Raw genomic sequence first — 18,774 nt, forward strand, 5'->3', positions numbered from 1 at the left:
ATCAGGAAAAAGATGGAGGAGCAGCGATGACACAAGAGGGAATTCTGATTGTTATTTCCGGACCTTCTGGAACCGGCAAAAGCACCATTGTGAAAGAATTTATCAGACGAAATCCAAGCGTACAACTTTCAGTTTCTGCAACGACGCGAAAAGCAAGGCCCGGTGAAGTGGAGGGCATTAATTATTTCTTTCATTCCGAGGATGAGTTCCAGAAAAAATTGCATCAAGATGCTTTCTTAGAGCACGCAGTTGTCTATGGAAATTATTATGGAACCCCCAGAGAATTCGTCAGAGAGCAGCTGGAGAGAGGCAAAGATGTATTGCTGGAAATTGATACGGCAGGTGCCATGCAGGTGCGAAAAAAGTTTTCTCAGGGAGTGTTTCTCTTTATTTTACCACCATCAATGGAAGAACTGCATCGAAGGATTAATCACCGTGGAACCGAAACGCCGGAAGAACTGGAGCGGCGGATGAACAGTGCATTGGAGGAGATTCTTCATCTTGGGAACTACGATTATGCTGTCATGAATGACCATGTCAGCGATGCTGTTCAACTTATTGAAAGCATTTTAAAGGCTGAAAAGGCCAGCGTTGTCCGCAGCAGGCATTATTGGCTTAAAACTTTCTCTTCCTGAAAAATGATAGACATCGTTTATGTGAAAGAGGTGGGATTCAATGCTGAAAGGAAAACAGATAGTTGTTGGTGTTAGTGGCGGGATAGCTGCCTATAAATCATGTGAGCTGGTTAGTCGACTGGTCAAGCAGGGAGCACAAGTGGATGTGGTCATGACAGAGGCTGCCACATCATTTGTTCACCCACAAACATTTCAGGCATTGAGCAGAAATGTGGTGGTTACAAGTTTGTTTCAGTCCATTAAACACTGGGAAATCGAACATATTTCATTATCACAAAAGGCAGATCTTATTGTGATTGCTCCGGCAACTGCCAACATCATCGGAAAGATTGCTGGGGGTATTGCGGATGATTTTCTTACGACAGCAGTGATGGCATCGACTGCACCTGTTGTTTTTGCACCTGCCATGAATACAAAAATGTATGAAAATCCCATTTTTCAAAAAAACATGAAGACATTACAGCAAGTGGGCTATCAATTCATTGATCCCTGCGAAGGCCTTCTGGCTTGTGGTGACACGGGAACAGGTAAAATGGCAGAACCAAGTCAGATTGAAGGGTATATTCTTGATCACTTCCGTCGCAACCAAACCCTTAAAGATGTGAATGTGCTTATCACAGCAGGACCAACCATGGAGCCGATTGATCCTGTTCGCTACATTTCAAATCACTCATCAGGGAAAATGGGCTTTGCATTGGCAAAAGCAGCATTGCTCTGCGGAGCCAAAGTGACTCTGGTGGCTGGGCCTGTCCATTTGGAACCACCTGCAGGCTGCACTTATCATTCTGTGAAAACAACCAAAGAGATGCATGAGATAGTTTTACAACTGTTCGATCAGCAACAGGTCGTCATCAAGGCAGCAGCAGTTGCAGATTATAGGCCTGCAGAGATGGCGATGCAGAAAATAAAAAAGAATCAGACTGATTTGACCATTCAAATGGTGAAGAATCCTGATATTTTGCTGGAACTTGGGAAAAAGAAAACACATCAGATTCTGGTAGGATTTGCGGCAGAAACAGAACAGGTGGCTGCATATGCTGCTGATAAAATGAAAAGAAAGCGATTGGATCTGATGGTTGCCAATGATGTCAGTCGTGAAGGGGCTGGGTTTCAGCACGATACAAACGAGGTGATTTTAATGAAGCCGTCAGGTGAAATGAAAGAAATCCCGCTTGCGTCGAAAGAGATCATTGCCCAGGAAATTATCTCGGAAATTGTCACCATTTTGAATAGAAAGTAGGAACCGTCTGCTTAGGGGGCATTCACTTGAAGAAAGAAATACTGATTGCCCAGGTTATTCTGGACCATTATCATGCTAAACTTGATCATCTGTTTGATTATCTTATCCCAGAACATATGCAAACGCTGATTCAACCAGGCATGCAGGTAACGGTGCCCTTCGGTAGAAACAATCGCCTCACAGAAGCTTTTGTCATGTCGATCAAATGCCGGCAGAAAATGGATCAACCATTAAAAGAACTGGCGCACATTTCGGAAGAAGCATACGTGATGACCGCCGCACAGATAGAAATGGTTCGGTGGATGAAAAAATCATATTTATGCCGTTACATTGAAGGGATTCGATGCTTTGTTCCGAATCATCGTACGGGAAAAAAGAAAGTCATTTGGGTACACTGTCAGCTTGAGAGCGAAGAACTGGCAGAGCAACAAATAAAGATGAAGCGGGCTCCGATGCAGCAAAAAGTTCTTGAAGCATTACAGGAAATCAGACATGCGCCATTAGCATCACTGCTAAAAATGACAGGGGCACCCAACAGTGCAGTGAAGGCATTGGCTGCGAAGGGCTTTATAACGATTTCCGAAGAAATAACCCGGCGCAACCCTTTTAAGGATTCGGTGACAACCCCATATCCTGAACCCAGACTAACTCATTTTCAGGAAAGGGCAATGATGCTGATCAGAGGACACTGGGAAAAAAAACCGGAAATACCAGTATTGCTGCATGGTATCACTGGCAGCGGAAAAACGGAAATATATCTACAACTTATTAAAAGAACATTGGCACAACAACAAGACAGTATTTTGCTTGTTCCTGAAATTGCATTAACACCCCAAATGGTTCAGCGATTTCGCGGCCGTTTTGGGGACCAGGTTGCGGTACTGCACAGTCATTTATCAGAAGGAGAAAAACTGGATGAATGGGGGCGGATTCGCAGGGGAGAGGCAAGAATTGTGATAGGACCACGGTCGGCTATTTTTGCACCGTGCCAAAACCTGGGGATCATTATTATTGACGAAGAACACGAACATACCTATAAATCGGAGCAGGCACCCCGCTATCATGCCACCGAAATTGCCAGACAACGATGTCGTCTTGAAAAGGCGCAGCTGCTTTTGGGATCAGCAACCCCCTCCTTGGAGTCTTACCATGAAGCAGAGCATCAAAAGATATTGCTGGTTGAACTTAAAGAAAGAGCGGCAGGAGGGCGTTTACCTCAGGTGGAAGTGGTTGATTTAAGAAAGGAAGCCAGGGAAGGAAACAGAACGCTTTTTAGCCGTTCGCTGATAGCTGCGCTGGAACATTGTCTGGGCAAAAAACATCAGGCTATATTGCTTTTGAACCGGCGTGCGTTTGCCACACTTGTGATGTGTCCCCAGTGTGGGTATGTGGCCAAATGCTCTCAATGTGATATCTCTATGAAATGGCATCGAAAAGAACGTGTACTGAAATGCCATTATTGCGGTCGACGGGAGCCGGTGCCAGAAAGTTGTCCGATGTGTGGTGAACTTGTCAGCTTTCAGGGGGCAGGTACCCAAAAGGTGGAAGAAGGCTTGCAGTTGCTTTTTCCCGATCATGTGGTTGCAAGAATGGATCAGGATGTCACTCGACAAAAAGGATCACACCAGGCAATCCTGGAAAGGTTTGAAGCAAAAGAAATTGATTTACTTGTGGGAACCCAAATGATCGCCAAAGGACTTGATTTTCCAAATGTAACAGTGGTGGGAATTTTACTTGCCGATACTTCGCTGAACTTGCCGGATTTTAGAGCGGCAGAAAAGACATTTCAGCTGATGACGCAGGTAGCGGGCCGTGCAGGGCGGGGAATGCAAGAAGGAAAAGTCATTCTCCAGACATTTCAACCTGATCATTATGCGGTTCATCTGTCTGCTATTCAGGATTACCATCGCTTTTATCAGGAAGAAATGCAAATTCGCCAACGCTTTCTTTACCCACCGTTTTCCCGTTTGATTCAGGTAACATTTTGGAGCGAATCAGAAGAAGCGGTGGCTAAAGCAGCACATCATTCAGCTGCGGCAGTACGCTTTATTCTCGAAAAAAGCGGATATGGCGAGCATCTTGAGGAAGTCATGGAGCCGGGTCCAGCTCTAATTGCCAAAATCGAAAACCGCTACCGCTATACACTGTTGATGAAATCTGTAAAAATACCCTTTCATCTTATGAGAAAAACGGTCAAATATCTGTTGATGGATGGCCGCGATCGATATATTTCTCCAATGGTAACTGTGACCGTTGATCCTGACCCGCGAATTGTGGGGTAAGTTAACTTGTTGGTACAATCTATTTCGAAAGGAAGTTGACAATGGCAATACGAATTATTCGAACAGACGACGACCCGGTCTTGAGAAAAAAATCAAGGGAAGTTACTGATATTAATCAACGGGTTTTGACGTTGTTAGATGATATGAAAGAAACAATGGCCTTGGCAGATGGAGTTGGGTTGGCAGCGCCTCAGGTGGGGATTTTGAAACGCATTATTGTGACGGATGTGGAGGAAGAAGTGATTGAGTATATTAACCCGACGATCATTCATGAAGAAGGAGAGCAATGCGCCATTGAAGGATGTTTGAGTCTTCCTGATCAAAGCGGCCGTGTGATTCGACCTGAAAAGGTGCGCGTACAGGCATTAAATCGAAAAGGTGAGATTTTTGAACTTGATGCCGAAGGGCTGCTGGCGCGAGCTATATGTCATGAAGTGGATCACTTGAACGGTATTCTGTTCATCGACAGGGCTTTGCCGGAAGATGATGAGGATGATCAAGATGATGAAATAACTGACGCATCACCGGTCATCGAACGGCAGTAATCTGAGAGATAATCATAGGCATGGCATTGACAGGAGGAAAACAATGAGAACAGTCTTTATGGGAACCCCGGCATTTGCAGTTCCCTGCCTGGAGGTTTTGTCCACCATACCTGAAATACAGCTTCAGGGTGTCTACACTCAGCCAGATAGGCCGAAAGGGCGTGGTTATCACACGTCGCCAACGCCGGTAAAGGTAAAAGCACTTGAATTAGGTCTGCCTGTGTTCCAACCTGAATCTTCAAAAGATGAAAAATTTCGGTCCACCCTGGCGTCATGGAGACCGGAAGTAATTGTTGTCGTTGCTTATGGGCTGTTGCTGCCGGCTGATGTGATCCGCTTACCGGCATATGGCTGCATTAATGTTCATGCCTCATTGCTGCCTTTTTATCGGGGAGCTGCACCGATTCAACAGTGTCTGATCGACGGATGTCTTGAAACCGGCATTACGACAATGCTGATGGATGAGGGCATGGATACAGGACCAATGCTGTTGCAGAAGAGCATCAAGATTCGTAAAGATGAAACCGCACAGACCCTGCATGATCGTTTGTCGGTCATTGGCGCTGAGACGCTCAGGGAAACGATGATCTCATGCATTACCCAATCATTGGATCCGAAGCCTCAAGATCATTCCAGAGCGACGTATGCACCCAGACTGACAAAACATGCTGGATTAATCAACTGGAATGCTTCTGCATCCAGTATTGACTGCCTGATTCGAGGCACTCAACCCTGGCCAACTGCCTATACACAATGGAACGGTAAGACGCTGAAGATTTGGGAAGCATCAGTACTTTCTGGAACATCTGCGCTACCATCGGGAACAGTGGAGCAGGTCTCTTCTGAAGGAATGGTCATTGCAACTGGTGAAGACAGATTATTGGTAAAGGATGTTCAATTGGAAGGAAAAAAAAGAATGGCAGTCTGCGATTTTTTACATGGTCACAGCATTAAACCCAACATGCGATTTGGAGTATGATCATCATGAACAGGATGACCAACCAAGAGCAAAAGAGCCTCAAAAAAACAATGATACTATTGCTGCTGCTATTGGTCGCTCTTGCGACAGCGATAGGAGTCTTTGTGTGGATTTTGGCTGAGGAAACGCTCTTGGGATATCGTCTCATCGGAGTTGTGTTACTGGCCGTCTTAGTGGCGCTCTCTATTATTGCATTATCGGGAATGGTGGCCTTTCGACGTTTGTGGTATAATAAACCCATTCCCATTTGGATGTTTTCAATGTCACACTTTTTCCTAAGATGGCTTTACCCAACGCTGACTCACATGAGTCTCTGGTTCAACATTGACAAAGATGATATACGTCGGGCTTATACAAGGCTGAACAACCAGGCTCTTTTAAATCATAAAAAGCGTTATAATGCTGATGAAGTGCTGATACTCACCCCCCACTGTCTGCAACAAGCTGCCTGCGGGATTAAAATTACCAATGATATTACCCAGTGCACCGAATGCGGCGCCTGCAACATATCCGGGCTTCTGGACTTACAGCGACGATATCAGGTGGAAGTAGTGGTGGTAACAGGAGGGACGTTGGCCAGAAAAAGAATCCAAGATATGAAACCTGCCCTGGTCATTGCCATTGCCTGCGAACGTGATCTCATGAGCGGGCTGATGGATGTGAGACAACTGCCAGTTTATGCCCTGACCAATGAAAGACCAGAGGGGCCTTGCCATAATACCAGGGTGAATTTGTTAGAAGTAGAACAAGTATTGAAACGATTTATAAAGAGGTGATAAAAGTGTGGTTACCCTATGATTCGAGTTTTGTCATACTGATTCCGGCAATGATATTCGCACTTTATGCTCAGAGCAAAGTCAAAAACACTTTCGCTAAATTTCTTCGAGTCGCTGCACGCAAAGGCTACACGGGAAGAGAAGTGGCCAGGTCGATTCTGGATCAACATCATTTATTTGATGTGCCGGTGGAATTAACAGAAGGCTACTTGTCGGACCACTACGACCCCCGTTCGCGTGTGTTGCGGCTTTCTCGTGAAGTTTACCAGGGAACGTCGGTTGCAGCGGTCAGTGTGGCTGCCCATGAGGTGGGGCATGCGCTTCAGCATGCCAATGGATACGCCCCGTTATCATGGAGAAATGCTATTTTCCCCATTGCACGTTTCGGATCATCCATGGCCTGGGTTTTTGTCATTGCTGGCTTTATCTTTGATTCACTGGGAATGATCGACTTGGGTATTCTGTTGTTTACGGCGGCGGTTCTATTTCAGGTGGTCACACTTCCTGTGGAGTTCAATGCCAGTAGCAGGGCGTTGCAGTTGCTGTCAACAAATGGATTTTTGGTGGACGATGAAGTGCCAGCCTCGAAAAAAGTACTTAATGCCGCAGCTCTCACTTATGTAGCGGCGATGGCTACGGCAGTAGCACAACTGCTAAGATTGATCTTACTTCGAAACCGAAGATCCTGATGAAAAGGCGTGATAAGCGCCTTTCTTTATGTTTGACATTGTTTATTACTGTTCATTTCATTCGAGAACAGCAAAGAAGGGATGAAACTCCTTGAAAATAAGTCCGAGAGAAGCGGCTGCCCATGCATTGGAGAACATATTAACGTTTGAACGTTTTTCCAATCGGGAAACAGGTCGCTGGTTGGAAAAGGGTTGGTGGTCAGATGAAGACCAGCGGTTATTCCTGTTGCTTGTCTATGGATCACTGGAGCAGTTGCTTCAGCTGGATCAACTGATAGCGACCCATGCCCGGCGCCCTGTTGATAAACTGGACCCTTTTCTGAGAGGGATTCTACGCATATCAGCCTATCAACTTTGCTTTACAGATAGAATTCCGGCTTATGCTGTTATCAATGAGGCGGTCGAGCTGGCAAAGAAGAAAAAGCCGAAAGCAGCCGGTCTGGTAAATGCTGTGTTAAGAGCAATTACCCGCAGTGGAGTTAAGAATAGAGTGAGTATGCCAATCATAGTGAATGATAATATTCAGGCATTGTCGCTGCGTTATTCTCATCCACTATGGTTGGTGGAACTTTTGCATCAGGATTACAGCTGGTCAGATTTGAAAACGATGCTCGCTGCTCATCAGCAGCCTCCGAGCCTGACAGTGAGGCTCAATCTGCAGAAGGGAAAAATGGAAGATTTGCTGCTTGCCATTGGGCAGGAGGGAATTGAGCTGGAGCCGCTGGGCTATATCCCTGAGGCTTTCAAAGTGACTACACAACAGGGCCTGATTACCCATAGCGATGTGTATCGACGTGGCCTGTTTCATATCCAAAGTCTTGCCTCAATGATGGCGGTGCATTGGCTTGATCCTCAACCGGGAGAAAGAATCATTGATATGGCTGCGGCTCCTGGAGGTAAAGCGACTTTTATTGCGCAGCGTATGAAAGGCCGGGGCATGGTGATGGCAAGAGATATATCTGTCGGTCGAATTCAGCAGATCCAGGATAATGCCCGGCGCCTGGGTTGCAACGAACTCATTACGTGTCAGGAACAAGACGGCCGCAAACCGGATCCTGAAATGATACAGAAAGCCGACAGGGTTTTGCTGGATGCTCCATGTTCGAGTCTTGGGATGATTCGAAAAAAACCGGAACTTAAGTATATTAAAAACTGGCAGCGACTGCGAGAGCTTCCCCAGCTACAGTACCAGATGCTGGAAAATGCAGGCAAGATGGTTCGAAATGAAGGCGTGCTTGTCTATTCCACCTGCACATACCTGCGCAGGGAGAATGACGCTGTTTTAGAACGGTTCCTTGATAATCATCCAAACTTTAAACTGGAACCATTGATCGAGAAAGGGATACATGATTCCATCAATGATCTCTTCACTGAAACAATAGTGTCAAAAGGATTTATTCAACTGGGTCCACATGTTCATATGGACTTTGACGGTTTTTTTGTGGCGCGTATGAAAAGAACAGATTAAGAAGAAAGAATTTCATGGAGTGAACAGGTATGAAAAAAGACTTACTGAATTATTCGTTTGAAGAAATGCGAAAGGAAATCCAAGAACTTGGCTGGCCGGCTTTTCGTGGCGATCAAGTTTTTGCGTGGCTTCAGAAGGGAATCACTTCCTTCGATGAAATGACCAATTTGCCAATCGATCAGCGGCAGACATTGAAAAATAGCTATTACATCAATGCACTGAAAATGGTACGCAAACAAGTCTCATCGGTGGATGGTACCACCAAATATCTGTTCCAACTGGAAGACGGGCAACTCATTGAAAGCGTTCTGATGATATACCGACACGGAGTCAGCGTATGCCTCTCCACTCAGGTTGGTTGTGCCATGGGATGCTCTTTTTGTGCATCTGGACAAGAGGGGCTGATTCGCAACTTGACAACGGCCGAACTGCTTGGTCAGGTTCTCTTCATTGCTGGTGATCAGCCCAGGCGGGTAAGTCATCTGGTCCTTATGGGTAGCGGTGAGCCTTTACAGAACCTGGCTAACGTAGTAAAATTAATGAAAATTGTTAATCATCCTAAGGGACTTCATATCAGCATGAGGCATATTACCCTCTCTACATGTGGGCTAATTCCTGAAATAAGGCAGCTGGCATTGCTTCAACTGCCTTTTAATCTGGCAATTTCCTTGCACGCCCCCAATGATGCCATCAGAATGAGACTGATGCCTGTAGCAAGCCGGTACTCAGTTCATGATCTTGTTGAGGCCTGTGAAGCGTATGCCAGACAGACGGGAAGGCGAATCACCTATGAGTATGCCCTGATCAAGGGTGTGAATGACTCAGTAGAGCATATGGGTATGCTGGGAGACCTTCTTGTCGGAAAACTATGCCATGTCAACCTGATTCCGGTTAATCCAATAAGAGGTTCAACATTTCGATCAACAGATGGGCAGCATGCCCAACGATTAAAGTTGGTGTTAGAGAAAAAAGGAATTCCAGTAACAATCAGAAGAGAAATGGGCAGTGATATTGATGCTGCCTGTGGTCAGCTCAAAAGGCGCACATTAACCGAACCTGAGCTGGGAGAGTAACACTGGAAAAGAGGGTCATAAGACGAGTTGCGGGAGGAGCCATCATGAGAACAGGTGTCTGCACAGACGCCGGTAAAATCCGGGAAATCAATCAAGACGATTATGGCATTCTGGAAAATGGATATGGCCTCTACGTTGTTGCTGACGGAATGGGAGGACATCAGTGTGGTGAAGTAGCCAGCAGAATGGCGGTCGAAGCGGTCTTGGAGCATGTTCGAAAGTATGCTTCTCCTGATCTGGACAATGTTGCAGCTGAAGGGCTTTTATTTGAAGCATTTCAACGTGCCAATCGCCGTATTCTGGATCATGCCCGCATGGAACCTTCATGCAGCGGGATGGGGACGACGCTGACGTTGCTTTTTCACTCAGCTGAAGGATCGATTGTGGGTCATGTTGGTGACAGCCGGGCCTATTTGCTGAGAAGTAAAAAAATAACGCAGTTAACGAGAGATCATTCTCTGGTGGCGGAACTATACCTGCGAGGTGAAATCACAGAAGCAGAAGCCATGAATCACCCACAAAAACACGTGATAACAAGGGCGTTGGGAATTAGTGACACCATTAAAACAGACTTTTTATCCATTGAACTACAACCCCATGATCGGGTTTTATTGTGTACAGATGGATTGACTAATATGGTGAGTGACGCAGAAATAACACTGACAGTTCTGCAGGCAACACACGAACAGGAAGCTGCAAGAAACTTGGTAGAGCTTGCAATTCAACGAGGTGGGCATGATAATATTACTGTGTTGCTGGTGAACGTTCAGCCAGATCAGAAAGAAAGCAGGTGAGCCCCTTGATTGGCAGAATGTTGGGTAATCGTTACGAAATTATAGAAAAAATTGGCGGAGGAGGCATGGCAGTAGTCTATAAAGCTAAATGCCATCTTCTGAACAGATATGTAGCCATCAAAATTCTGCGTCATGAGTACATTCACGACAAAGATTTAGTCAGCAAATTCAAAAGGGAATCTCAGGCAGTTGCAAGTCTATCACACCCCAACATTGTCAATGTGTATGATGTCGGTGAAATTGATGATCTCTATTATATTGTGATGGAACTGGTGAGTGGCAAAACCCTTAAGAAGCTGATCCAGGAAAAAAAGAACTTACATCAGGAAGAAATAATATACTTCACAAAGCAAATAGCAAGGGCATTGCAACATGCCCATGAGAACTTCGTGGTCCATCGCGATATTAAGCCACAGAACATTCTAATAACAGAAGACCATCGGGCAAAAGTCACGGATTTTGGGATTGCTTTGTCAGCCTCGGCGTCCACCTTGACGAATACAGGAAGTCTGGTGGGTTCTGTTCACTATTTTTCACCTGAACAGGCACGGGGGGGATATACTGATGCCAAAACAGACTTATATTCTTTGGGAATTGTGATGTATGAAATGGCCACAGGGAAAGTGCCCTTTGAAGGTGAGAGCCCTATTACGGTTGCCCTTAAACATCTTCAACAAGATATGGAATTGCCCTCTGATGTCAATCCTTCTATTTCTGAGGGTCTTGAAGGCATTATTCTCAAACTGACCCAAAAGGAACAAATGGCTCGTTTTCAGTCAGCAGCTGCTTTAATAGATGCACTCAATCAGCTGGAAACTGATCCGACCTATATTTTGGAAGATGCAGATGAAGAGTATGATGAAAGTCCGACACAAATCACTCCGCAGACAAAAGGAGACGGGATTCGAAAAATGGCTGCTCAAAAAAGTAACAGAAGAAAAAAAACAGGGAAAACCAGATTTATTCTTGTGACAGGCGTTCTTACTGCCTTGGTGGCAGCATTACTATTCACATTTGGCTTATTTTATCTGAGCAGTCTTTTTGGCACATCCGACGACAGTATAAAGGTGCCGCAACTTGAGGGACTCTCACTGGAAGAAGCACGCATTGAGCTGGAAGCACTTGATTTGCAGCATCGTATTGAATATCGGTTTGATAGTGAAGTGGCAGCAAATACTATATTGGCACAGAATCCTTCGGCAGGGATGAGTGTGCGCCCCAACTACCCGGTGGAACTAATTGTCAGTACGGTTGAAGATGCTGTCGAAGTGCCGGACGTTACATACAAAACCCTAGATGATGCCCGGTTTGCATTGGAAGATGAAGGGTTTGTGATGGCGGAACCAGAATATGTTTTTAGTGATTTACCAAAAGGCACTGTCGTGCGGCAGGATCCCAGGGCAGGCAGTGCTCATGAAGAAGGCGGCACGGTACATCTGATTATCAGTGAAGGGCCTGAGGTGGCTCTGATTCCCATGCCCAACGTTGAGGGAAACACCCTTGAAAATGCAAGGGGAATTCTTGAAAGTTTTAATCTGCGCATTGGAGAAGTCCGGGAAGAATTCAGTAATGAGTATGTGGAAAACATGGTTATCGGGCAGAGTATTCCAGCTGGCCGGGAAGTAGCGGAAAATACTGCTATAACAATCACGGTGAGTAAGGGTGTAGAAGAAATTCAAATTGAAGAGCCTGTGTTGGATCCCGAAGATCCTGAAGAGGTCAATGGAACAACACCGGAAGCACCGACAGATCCAGCAACCGGTGAGTCAGTGCGCTCGCGTCCCATGACTATTGGACCAGTTGGACAGAGCGGCATTGTGGAAGTAAGGCTCTATCGACTGGATGATGGACAGCGAACATTGATTTTCAGTAAAACACATAATATTGACAACGAAGGTGACCATTTACAAGTGAACGTTACCGGAACAGGAGTCCAGACCTACGAAATAGAAATTGATGGTCGCGTGGTGCATACGACTGACGTTACTTTTTAGGGAGGGATCATGATCAAGGGCAGAATTGTCAAAGCAATTAGTGGATTCTTCTACGTACAGACAAATGAAGGTGTGATTACATGTAAAGGAAGGGGAATTCTTAAAAAAAAAGAGGTGACGCCTCTTGTTGGTGACGAAGTTGAAGTGACCGTCACGCAACATGAAGTGAGTGAAGGTATGCTGGAACTAATTTATCGGCGCCATAATGAACTGATTCGACCACCTGTAGCCAATGTTGATCAGGTTCTTGTGGTTTTTGCCCATCAAAAGCCAGCTCCCAATTTTGTGTTGCTGGACAGAATTTTGGTAATGGCAGAGAGTCAGCAGTTGCCTGTGATCATATGTTTTAATAAAATGGATATGAATAGTTCTCAAGAAGATGAAAAACTGATGAAGGCATACAAACAGGCGGGGTATCAGGTGTTGCATGTCAGTGCTGCAACAGGCGAAGGGTTATCAACTCTCAAATCATCCCTGCAAGCCCATACAACAGCACTTGCGGGCACTTCTGGAGTGGGAAAATCGACGCTGATTAACAGCTTGTTTCCGGGTTTTTCGCTTGAAACTGGCAAGTTGAGCGTAAGGATTAACCGGGGTAAACACACCACTCGTCACTCGGAACTATTTCAAGTGAATGATGAAACATGGCTAATGGATACGCCTGGATTTAGCACACTGACGGTAGACTATTTGGAAAAGGAAGAGGTACGCCATTATTTCAGAGAGATAGAAGCTGTTCAGGAAAAATGTCGATTTAGTTCCTGCTTGCATTTGGAAGAGCCGGGTTGTTTTGTGAAAGAAGCTGTTAACATAGGCGATATTCACTCGAACCGCTATCAGAACTACAAACAGATTATTGAGGAGATTCGTCAGAATCGGAGGTATTAATATGATAAAAATTGCTCCCTCCATCCTTGCGGCAGATTTTTCGTGTCTGGGGCAGGAAATCACTCGTATGGAAAAAGCGGGTGCCGACTATATTCATGTGGATGTTATGGATGGACGCTTTGTACCGAATATTACAATTGGACCACCAGTAGTGGCTGCTTTGCGTTCTAAAAGTCAGCTGCTCTTTGACGTGCATTTAATGATTGTTGAACCTGAAAAATATATACCGGACTTTGTGAAAGCTGGCGCCGATATCATATCTGTGCAGGCTGAGACTTGTCCACACCTTCACCGAACCATTTACCAGATTAAGGAGCTTGGGGCGATGGCATGTGTGGCACTTAATCCTTCAACACCACTTCATACACTGGAATATGTACTTTCAGATCTGGATATGGTGCTGGTAATGACAGTCAATCCTGGTTTTGGAGGGCAGACATTCATTTCTGCAATGCTTCCCAAAATTGCAAAACTGAAAGACATGATCACAACCGCCTCAAGTCAGGCTGTCATCCAGGTGGACGGAGGTATTCATTCCGGCAATATCGGAGAAATAGCTGCCGCCGGCGCGACTGTTTTCGTTGCAGGATCCGCCATTTTCAACAGCAAAAATCCTGAACAGGCAGTTGCTGGTTTAAGAAGAGCTGCAACTGAACAAGTGTAGGAGTGACATAGATGAGAATTCTTGTGGTGACCAATGGTGATGTTGACGATCTGGCTTATTTGGAGGAACAGGCAAATGTACATGATATGATTATTTGTGTTGATGGAGCCGTCAGACATTTACGTCCCATTGGTATAACACCATCGATACTGGCAGGAGATCTGGATTCGATATCTGCTGAAGATCTTCAATGGGTTGAAGAACATCATATTCCCCTCCTGCGCTACGAAACCCGTAAAGATTATACTGATACTGAACTGGCGCTGCTCCACGCCATTGAAAAAGGCGCCAGGCACGTGACGATGACAGGTGCAATTGGCAGTCGGATCGATCATACCCTTGGAAATATCTTTTTATTGAAATTGCTTTGGAATCGTCAAGTGGAAGGAACTATTGAAAGTGAAACGGTTGAAATGCGTATTATCGGAAAAGAAGTTAATCCTTCATGGAGAAGTGGAGAAACGGTTTCCTTTATCCCCATATCAAATATGGTGACGGGGCTGACGCTTCTTGGATTCGAATATCCGCTGAATCGGGCAACAATACATCTGGGGAGCAGTCGTTGCATCAGCAATGTTATCGCTTCGGATTGTCCGGTGATTCGGGTGGAAAAAGGGCTATTGCTGGCTATTCGCAATAAGAGGAAAGAACAAAGTCTCGGGTGATCGGGAAAATAAAAAAAGCCTCTCCGTTACCGCAACAAAGAGGCTTTTAATATCCGAAAAAGCTTATAAAGCACGCTCCACTTTCCCTGAACGGAGGCATCGGGTACATACGTTGATTCTTCTTGGTGAGCCATCAATCACAGCTTTGACTCTTCTGAGATTTGGCAGCCAGACTCTTTTACTGTGGCGGTTGGAGTGACTGACCTGATTGCCAAACACTTTTCCTTTGTCGCATACGTAGCATGTTCTTGCCATGTTGAAACACCTCCTTTAATCAAGGTCAACCTTTAAAACATTAACATGTTATCACATAAATGACGGTTTTGCAACAGCCTATTAATAACTTGATGATGAAACGGCAAATGGTGGTTGCTATTGGGTTGATAGAATTGGTCGTCAACAAATTCTATCAGCTGTGATATAATGATTAGGGTATCCCAACGTTCTATGAGTTTTTGAAAAGAGCGATGATGAAGGAGACCGCATTGATGAAGGCTGATAACGAATAGATAGGGAGGAACATCTATGCCTGGCAAATTGACAAACCAGTACGGGACAACCATTATTGATGATCATGTACTGGCATCCATTGCAGGACTTTCGGCCATGGAGTGCTATGGTGTTGTGGGAATGGTCACCCGATCGTCTGCAGGTGGGCTGGTTGAACTTTTGCTTCGTGAGCAATCCAGCAAGGGCGTTAAGGTTCACACCAACGATGACGAAATTGTCATTGACCTTTACGTGATCATTCAGTTTGGAACCCGAATTTCTGTGGTTGCAAATAACATCATTGAAAAAGTTAAATACAGCATTGAAAACCTGACGGGGATGACAGTGAGCAAAGTGAATGTCAACATTCAGGGTGTGCGTGTACAAAAGTAACTGAAGGAGGTAGCCCCTTTGAATAAAGAGACCATCGATGGCGTCATGCTGAGAAAAATGCTTACGGCTGCCAGACAGAACCTGCAGGCACAGCAGGAGGTCATCAATGCATTGAATGTTTTTCCCGTGCCAGATGGCGATACAGGCACCAATATGTCACTCACGATGGAAGCTGCCATTAGAGAACTGGGAAAAGCACAAAGTGATGAATTGGATGAACTAATGGAACATGCTGCGAATGGATCATTGATGGGTGCCCGGGGAAATTCGGGAGTGATTCTCTCTCAGTTGTTTCGTGGTTTTTCCAAGAGTGTTGCAGGAAAACAACGGTTAACCATACAAGATATGGCACTTGCATTGAAATGTGCTTCAGATACTGCCTATAAAGCAGTGATGAAGCCAACAGAAGGAACCATTTTGACAGTGGCTCGCGAAAGTGCTGAAGCTGCCATTAAGTTGGCAGAGCAGTCTGTTGAGTTGGAGTATTTTTGCGAACAGGTGATTCGGGCAGCCAATGAATCTCTGGAGGGGACTCCAGAATTGCTAAAAGTGCTTAAAGATGCCGGTGTAGTCGATTCAGGTGGAAAAGGATTGGTATCAATTCTGGAAGGCGCATACAATGGACTTACAGGCAAAAGCATCGTACTGATTGAGGAAGCATTGCCTCAAATGAATGTCACTTCATCACATGAACATGATGAATCGCTTGAGTACGGCTATTGCACCGAGTTTATTATTCATTCAGATGCCAGCCATGTGGATCCATTGAGAGAGGCCTTTGAAACATCGGGTGATTCACAGCTGGTGGTGGGTAACGGGAATATCATAAAAGTTCATATTCATACCAATCACCCCGGTGAAGTGATGGAATCAGCTTTGAAACTGGGATATCTGAGTGATATTAAAATTGATAATATGCGTTTGCAACACCGTCATGAGATTTTTGAAAAAGCAGTAACAGAGACAACGGCTGCAACTGAAGATCCGTCAAAACCTTATGGCATGATCACTGTTGCCATGGGGGAAGGGATTGCGCAAATTTTCAGGGATTTTACGGTTGATGAGGTCATTGAAGGTGGCCAGACCATGAATCCCAGTACAGAGGATTTTTTGAAAGCCATTGAAAAAATGAATGTGGAACATGTTTTTATTCTGCCCAACAACAGTAATATTATAATGGCTGCAAATCAGGCAAAGGCATTGAGTCCAAAACCTGTGACAGTGATACCGAGCAAGACTGTTCCGCAGGGAATTGCTGCCGTGCTGGCGTTTCATCCTGAAATGAGCGCAGAAGAGAATCAGGATTTGATGCAGGAAGCAATCACCGATGTCAGAACCGGACAGGTAACCTATGCGGTACGAGATACAGAAATGAATGGGCTGACCATTAACAAAGGCGCTATGATCGGTTTGGCAGGGAAAGAAATTCTGGCTGCCGGAAAAGACGTTCAACAGGTGTCTCTACAATTGATAGAGAAAATGATTACCGAAAAAGATGAAATTTTGACAGTCTATTATGGGGAAGATATCAAAGAATCAATGGCATCAGAGTTGGAGGAACACTTAAAAAAACAGTACCCTGAGCTTGAAATTGAGGTGTACTTTGGTGGTCAGCCACTCTATTACTATCTTTTTTCGCTGGAATAACTCACAAAGGGAATGGGACCATATGCGCGTAATTGGCGGGAGTGCGAAAGGACACCGATTGCTGTCACCTAAAGGAACGGCAGTTCGCCCCACCTCTGACAGGGTTCGGGAAGCGATCTTTAACTCTATACAGTCGCGGGTGGGAAATGCGGTTGTATTGGATCTTTTTGCGGGTGCAGGCACCTTGGGCATTGAAGCGTTATCACGCAACGCTCAAAGAGCTGTTTTTGTCGATTGTGCACCCAGGCAGATAGAACTGATAAAGGAAAACTTGACCAAAACACGCTTGTTGGAAAGGGCTGAACTGCTTCAACAAGAAACAGATATTGCAATAAAGCAGCTTAAATCTAGGCAAATTATGTTTGATTTGGTTTTTGCAGATCCGCCCTATTGCCAGGGTCACATTGAAAAAACCCTGCGGTGCTTGAGCCAGGCAGGAGTGGTCAAAATGGAGGGGCTTGTGGTGGTTGAGTTCAGCTTTGAAGAAAAGATTCCAGAAAAAATGGGTGATTTTCATCAAACATCAGTGCGAAAATACGGAACCACCGGCGTTGCTTACTACAACCGGAAGGAGGAACGCGAATGATCAGGGCTTTATACCCGGGAAGTTTTGACCCTATCACCAACGGGCATCTGGATATCATTGAGCGCGCTTCAAGGCTTTGTGACGAAGTCTTTGTGACAGTACTTCCCAATACCTCGAAGTCACCGCTGTTCACTCTAGAGGAAAGAGTTGCCATGATAGAGGAAGTTGTTGCTCCCTTTCACAATGTGTCGGTTAAAATGCATGCAGGTCTTTTGGTTGATTTTGCGGATGAACAGAATGCACAGGTTATTATTAAAGGGCTGCGAGCAGTTTCTGATTTCGAATATGAGTTTCAAATGGCTTTAATGAATCGAAAGTTAAACCAAAAGGTTGAGACGATGTTTCTGATGACACAGAGTCAGAATTCATTTTTAAGTTCCAGTCTTGTAAAAGAAGTTGCAAAACTGAATGGCTGCATTAAAGGGTTAGTGCCGGAAACGGTCGAAAAAGTGATTCGACATAAATTTCGTTCTGGGTTAACAGATGACAGGGAGGGATAGTCGTGGATGTACTGCAACTGCTTGAAGAACTGGAAGACTTGATTGAAAGCGGATCAACGATCCCTTTTGTAAGCAAAGTCATGGTTGATCAGGGAGAGTTACTGGAAATCATTAAAGAAATCAGAATTCATCTACCTGATGAGATGAAACAGGCTCTTTGGATTAAGGAAGAACGCCAGCGAATTTTAACAGAAGCACAACAGGAAGGTGAACAAACCATCCAGGAAGCACGCAAGCATGCTGAATCGCTGGTTGAGCAGGATGAAATTGTTCGCATGGCGCGACAAAAGGCAGAAGAAATTATTCTGCAGGCACAGCAGGGAGCCAAAGAAATGAAGATGAGCGCCCGGGAATATACAGATGACCTGCTGGCTGAGACCAGTGAGACGCTTCGCGAAATGTTGCATACCATTGAAGAAAACAGAAAAGAGTTGAAGCAAATGAGTCGCCAGAACAACTAACGATTC

At 45.1% G+C, this 18,774-nt stretch carries 20 protein-coding genes; 19 read left to right on the plus strand and 1 reads right to left on the minus strand.

The genetic code is table 11. From position 1 onward, the window contains the following. The first annotated feature begins 26 nt into the window (after positions 1 to 26). From gmk to QOL74_RS05045, 14 genes are all read left to right on the plus strand, one after another. The gene (gmk, locus tag QOL74_RS04980; RefSeq protein WP_283408345.1) at positions 27 to 635 is read left to right on the plus strand and encodes a guanylate kinase; all 609 of its coding nucleotides are present in this window, start codon (positions 27 to 29) and stop codon (positions 633 to 635) included. A 40-nt stretch (positions 636 to 675) separates the two neighbouring features. Further along, entirely contained in the window at positions 676 to 1,875 is a 1,200-nt protein-coding gene (gene coaBC, locus QOL74_RS04985; RefSeq protein WP_283408346.1) for a bifunctional phosphopantothenoylcysteine decarboxylase/phosphopantothenate--cysteine ligase CoaBC, read from the plus strand. 26 nt (positions 1,876 to 1,901) lie between these two features. Next, positions 1,902 to 4,157, plus strand: coding sequence for a replication restart helicase PriA (gene priA, locus QOL74_RS04990; protein WP_283408347.1), 2,256 nt, complete (start codon positions 1,902 to 1,904; stop codon positions 4,155 to 4,157). A 41-nt stretch (positions 4,158 to 4,198) separates the two neighbouring features. After that, positions 4,199 to 4,702: a peptide deformylase gene (gene def, locus QOL74_RS04995; protein ID WP_283408348.1), complete on the plus strand. Its 504-nt coding sequence runs from the start codon at positions 4,199 to 4,201 to the stop codon at positions 4,700 to 4,702. A gap of 43 nt (positions 4,703 to 4,745) precedes the next feature. Then, positions 4,746 to 5,681: a methionyl-tRNA formyltransferase gene (gene fmt, locus QOL74_RS05000; RefSeq protein WP_283408349.1), complete on the plus strand. Its 936-nt coding sequence runs from the start codon at positions 4,746 to 4,748 to the stop codon at positions 5,679 to 5,681. A 5-nt stretch (positions 5,682 to 5,686) separates the two neighbouring features. Continuing rightward, a complete protein-coding gene (locus QOL74_RS05005; RefSeq protein WP_283408350.1) occupies positions 5,687 to 6,457 on the plus strand; it encodes a DUF116 domain-containing protein in 771 nt (256 codons plus the stop codon). Between the two features lie 5 nt (positions 6,458 to 6,462). Then, positions 6,463 to 7,146 (plus strand): zinc metallopeptidase, encoded by a 684-nt coding sequence (locus QOL74_RS05010; RefSeq protein ID WP_283408351.1) that lies wholly within the window; start codon positions 6,463 to 6,465, stop codon positions 7,144 to 7,146. 91 nt (positions 7,147 to 7,237) lie between these two features. Next, the gene (gene rsmB / locus QOL74_RS05015; protein ID WP_283408352.1) at positions 7,238 to 8,614 is read left to right on the plus strand and encodes a 16S rRNA (cytosine(967)-C(5))-methyltransferase RsmB; all 1,377 of its coding nucleotides are present in this window, start codon (positions 7,238 to 7,240) and stop codon (positions 8,612 to 8,614) included. A gap of 29 nt (positions 8,615 to 8,643) precedes the next feature. After that, positions 8,644 to 9,687 carry a dual-specificity RNA methyltransferase RlmN gene (gene rlmN / locus QOL74_RS05020; RefSeq protein WP_283408353.1) on the plus strand — a complete coding sequence of 348 codons (1,044 nt, stop codon included), beginning with the start codon at positions 8,644 to 8,646 and terminating at the stop codon, positions 9,685 to 9,687. A gap of 44 nt (positions 9,688 to 9,731) precedes the next feature. Beyond that, positions 9,732 to 10,481 (plus strand): Stp1/IreP family PP2C-type Ser/Thr phosphatase, encoded by a 750-nt coding sequence (locus QOL74_RS05025; RefSeq protein ID WP_283408354.1) that lies wholly within the window; start codon positions 9,732 to 9,734, stop codon positions 10,479 to 10,481. A gap of 5 nt (positions 10,482 to 10,486) precedes the next feature. Continuing rightward, positions 10,487 to 12,475, plus strand: coding sequence for a Stk1 family PASTA domain-containing Ser/Thr kinase (gene pknB, locus QOL74_RS05030; protein ID WP_283408355.1), 1,989 nt, complete (start codon positions 10,487 to 10,489; stop codon positions 12,473 to 12,475). Between the two features lie 9 nt (positions 12,476 to 12,484). Continuing rightward, positions 12,485 to 13,363: a ribosome small subunit-dependent GTPase A gene (gene rsgA / locus QOL74_RS05035; RefSeq protein WP_283408356.1), complete on the plus strand. Its 879-nt coding sequence runs from the start codon at positions 12,485 to 12,487 to the stop codon at positions 13,361 to 13,363. Position 13,364: 1 nt separating this feature from the next. Continuing rightward, positions 13,365 to 14,027 carry a ribulose-phosphate 3-epimerase gene (gene rpe / locus QOL74_RS05040; RefSeq protein WP_283408357.1) on the plus strand — a complete coding sequence of 221 codons (663 nt, stop codon included), beginning with the start codon at positions 13,365 to 13,367 and terminating at the stop codon, positions 14,025 to 14,027. A gap of 11 nt (positions 14,028 to 14,038) precedes the next feature. Continuing rightward, positions 14,039 to 14,692, plus strand: coding sequence for a thiamine diphosphokinase (locus tag QOL74_RS05045; protein WP_283408358.1), 654 nt, complete (start codon positions 14,039 to 14,041; stop codon positions 14,690 to 14,692). 63 nt (positions 14,693 to 14,755) lie between these two features. Here the strand turns inward: QOL74_RS05045 and rpmB are convergent, their stop codons facing one another. Next, complete coding sequence (gene rpmB, locus QOL74_RS05050; RefSeq protein WP_283408359.1) at positions 14,756 to 14,947, minus strand: 50S ribosomal protein L28; 192 nt, start codon at positions 14,945 to 14,947, stop codon at positions 14,756 to 14,758. A gap of 270 nt (positions 14,948 to 15,217) precedes the next feature. Between rpmB and QOL74_RS05055 the strand changes: the two genes are divergently transcribed. From QOL74_RS05055 to QOL74_RS05075, 5 genes are read left to right on the plus strand one after another with little or no spacing between them, the layout of a single operon-like run. Further along, positions 15,218 to 15,574 (plus strand): Asp23/Gls24 family envelope stress response protein, encoded by a 357-nt coding sequence (locus tag QOL74_RS05055; RefSeq protein WP_283408360.1) that lies wholly within the window; start codon positions 15,218 to 15,220, stop codon positions 15,572 to 15,574. Positions 15,575 to 15,592: 18 nt separating this feature from the next. Next, positions 15,593 to 17,221 carry a DAK2 domain-containing protein gene (locus tag QOL74_RS05060; protein ID WP_346771717.1) on the plus strand — a complete coding sequence of 543 codons (1,629 nt, stop codon included), beginning with the start codon at positions 15,593 to 15,595 and terminating at the stop codon, positions 17,219 to 17,221. Beyond that, the gene (gene rsmD / locus QOL74_RS05065) at positions 17,181 to 17,807 is read left to right on the plus strand and encodes a 16S rRNA (guanine(966)-N(2))-methyltransferase RsmD (RefSeq protein WP_283408361.1); all 627 of its coding nucleotides are present in this window, start codon (positions 17,181 to 17,183) and stop codon (positions 17,805 to 17,807) included. Before QOL74_RS05060 ends, rsmD begins: the two co-directional genes overlap by 41 nt. Next, positions 17,804 to 18,307, plus strand: a complete 504-nt coding sequence (gene coaD / locus QOL74_RS05070; protein ID WP_283408362.1) for a pantetheine-phosphate adenylyltransferase — start codon at positions 17,804 to 17,806, stop codon at positions 18,305 to 18,307. The genes rsmD and coaD overlap by 4 nt, the downstream gene beginning before the upstream one ends. 2 nt (positions 18,308 to 18,309) lie before the next feature. Beyond that, on the plus strand, positions 18,310 to 18,768 hold the full coding sequence (locus QOL74_RS05075) for an ATP synthase subunit B family protein (RefSeq protein ID WP_283408363.1): 459 nt from the start codon (positions 18,310 to 18,312) through the stop codon (positions 18,766 to 18,768). Positions 18,769 to 18,774 lie beyond the last annotated feature (6 nt).

Origin of the sequence: Anoxynatronum buryatiense, assembly GCF_900182905.1 — a bacterium.
GTDB lineage: Bacteria > Bacillota > Clostridia > Peptostreptococcales > Tindalliaceae > Anoxynatronum > Anoxynatronum buryatiense.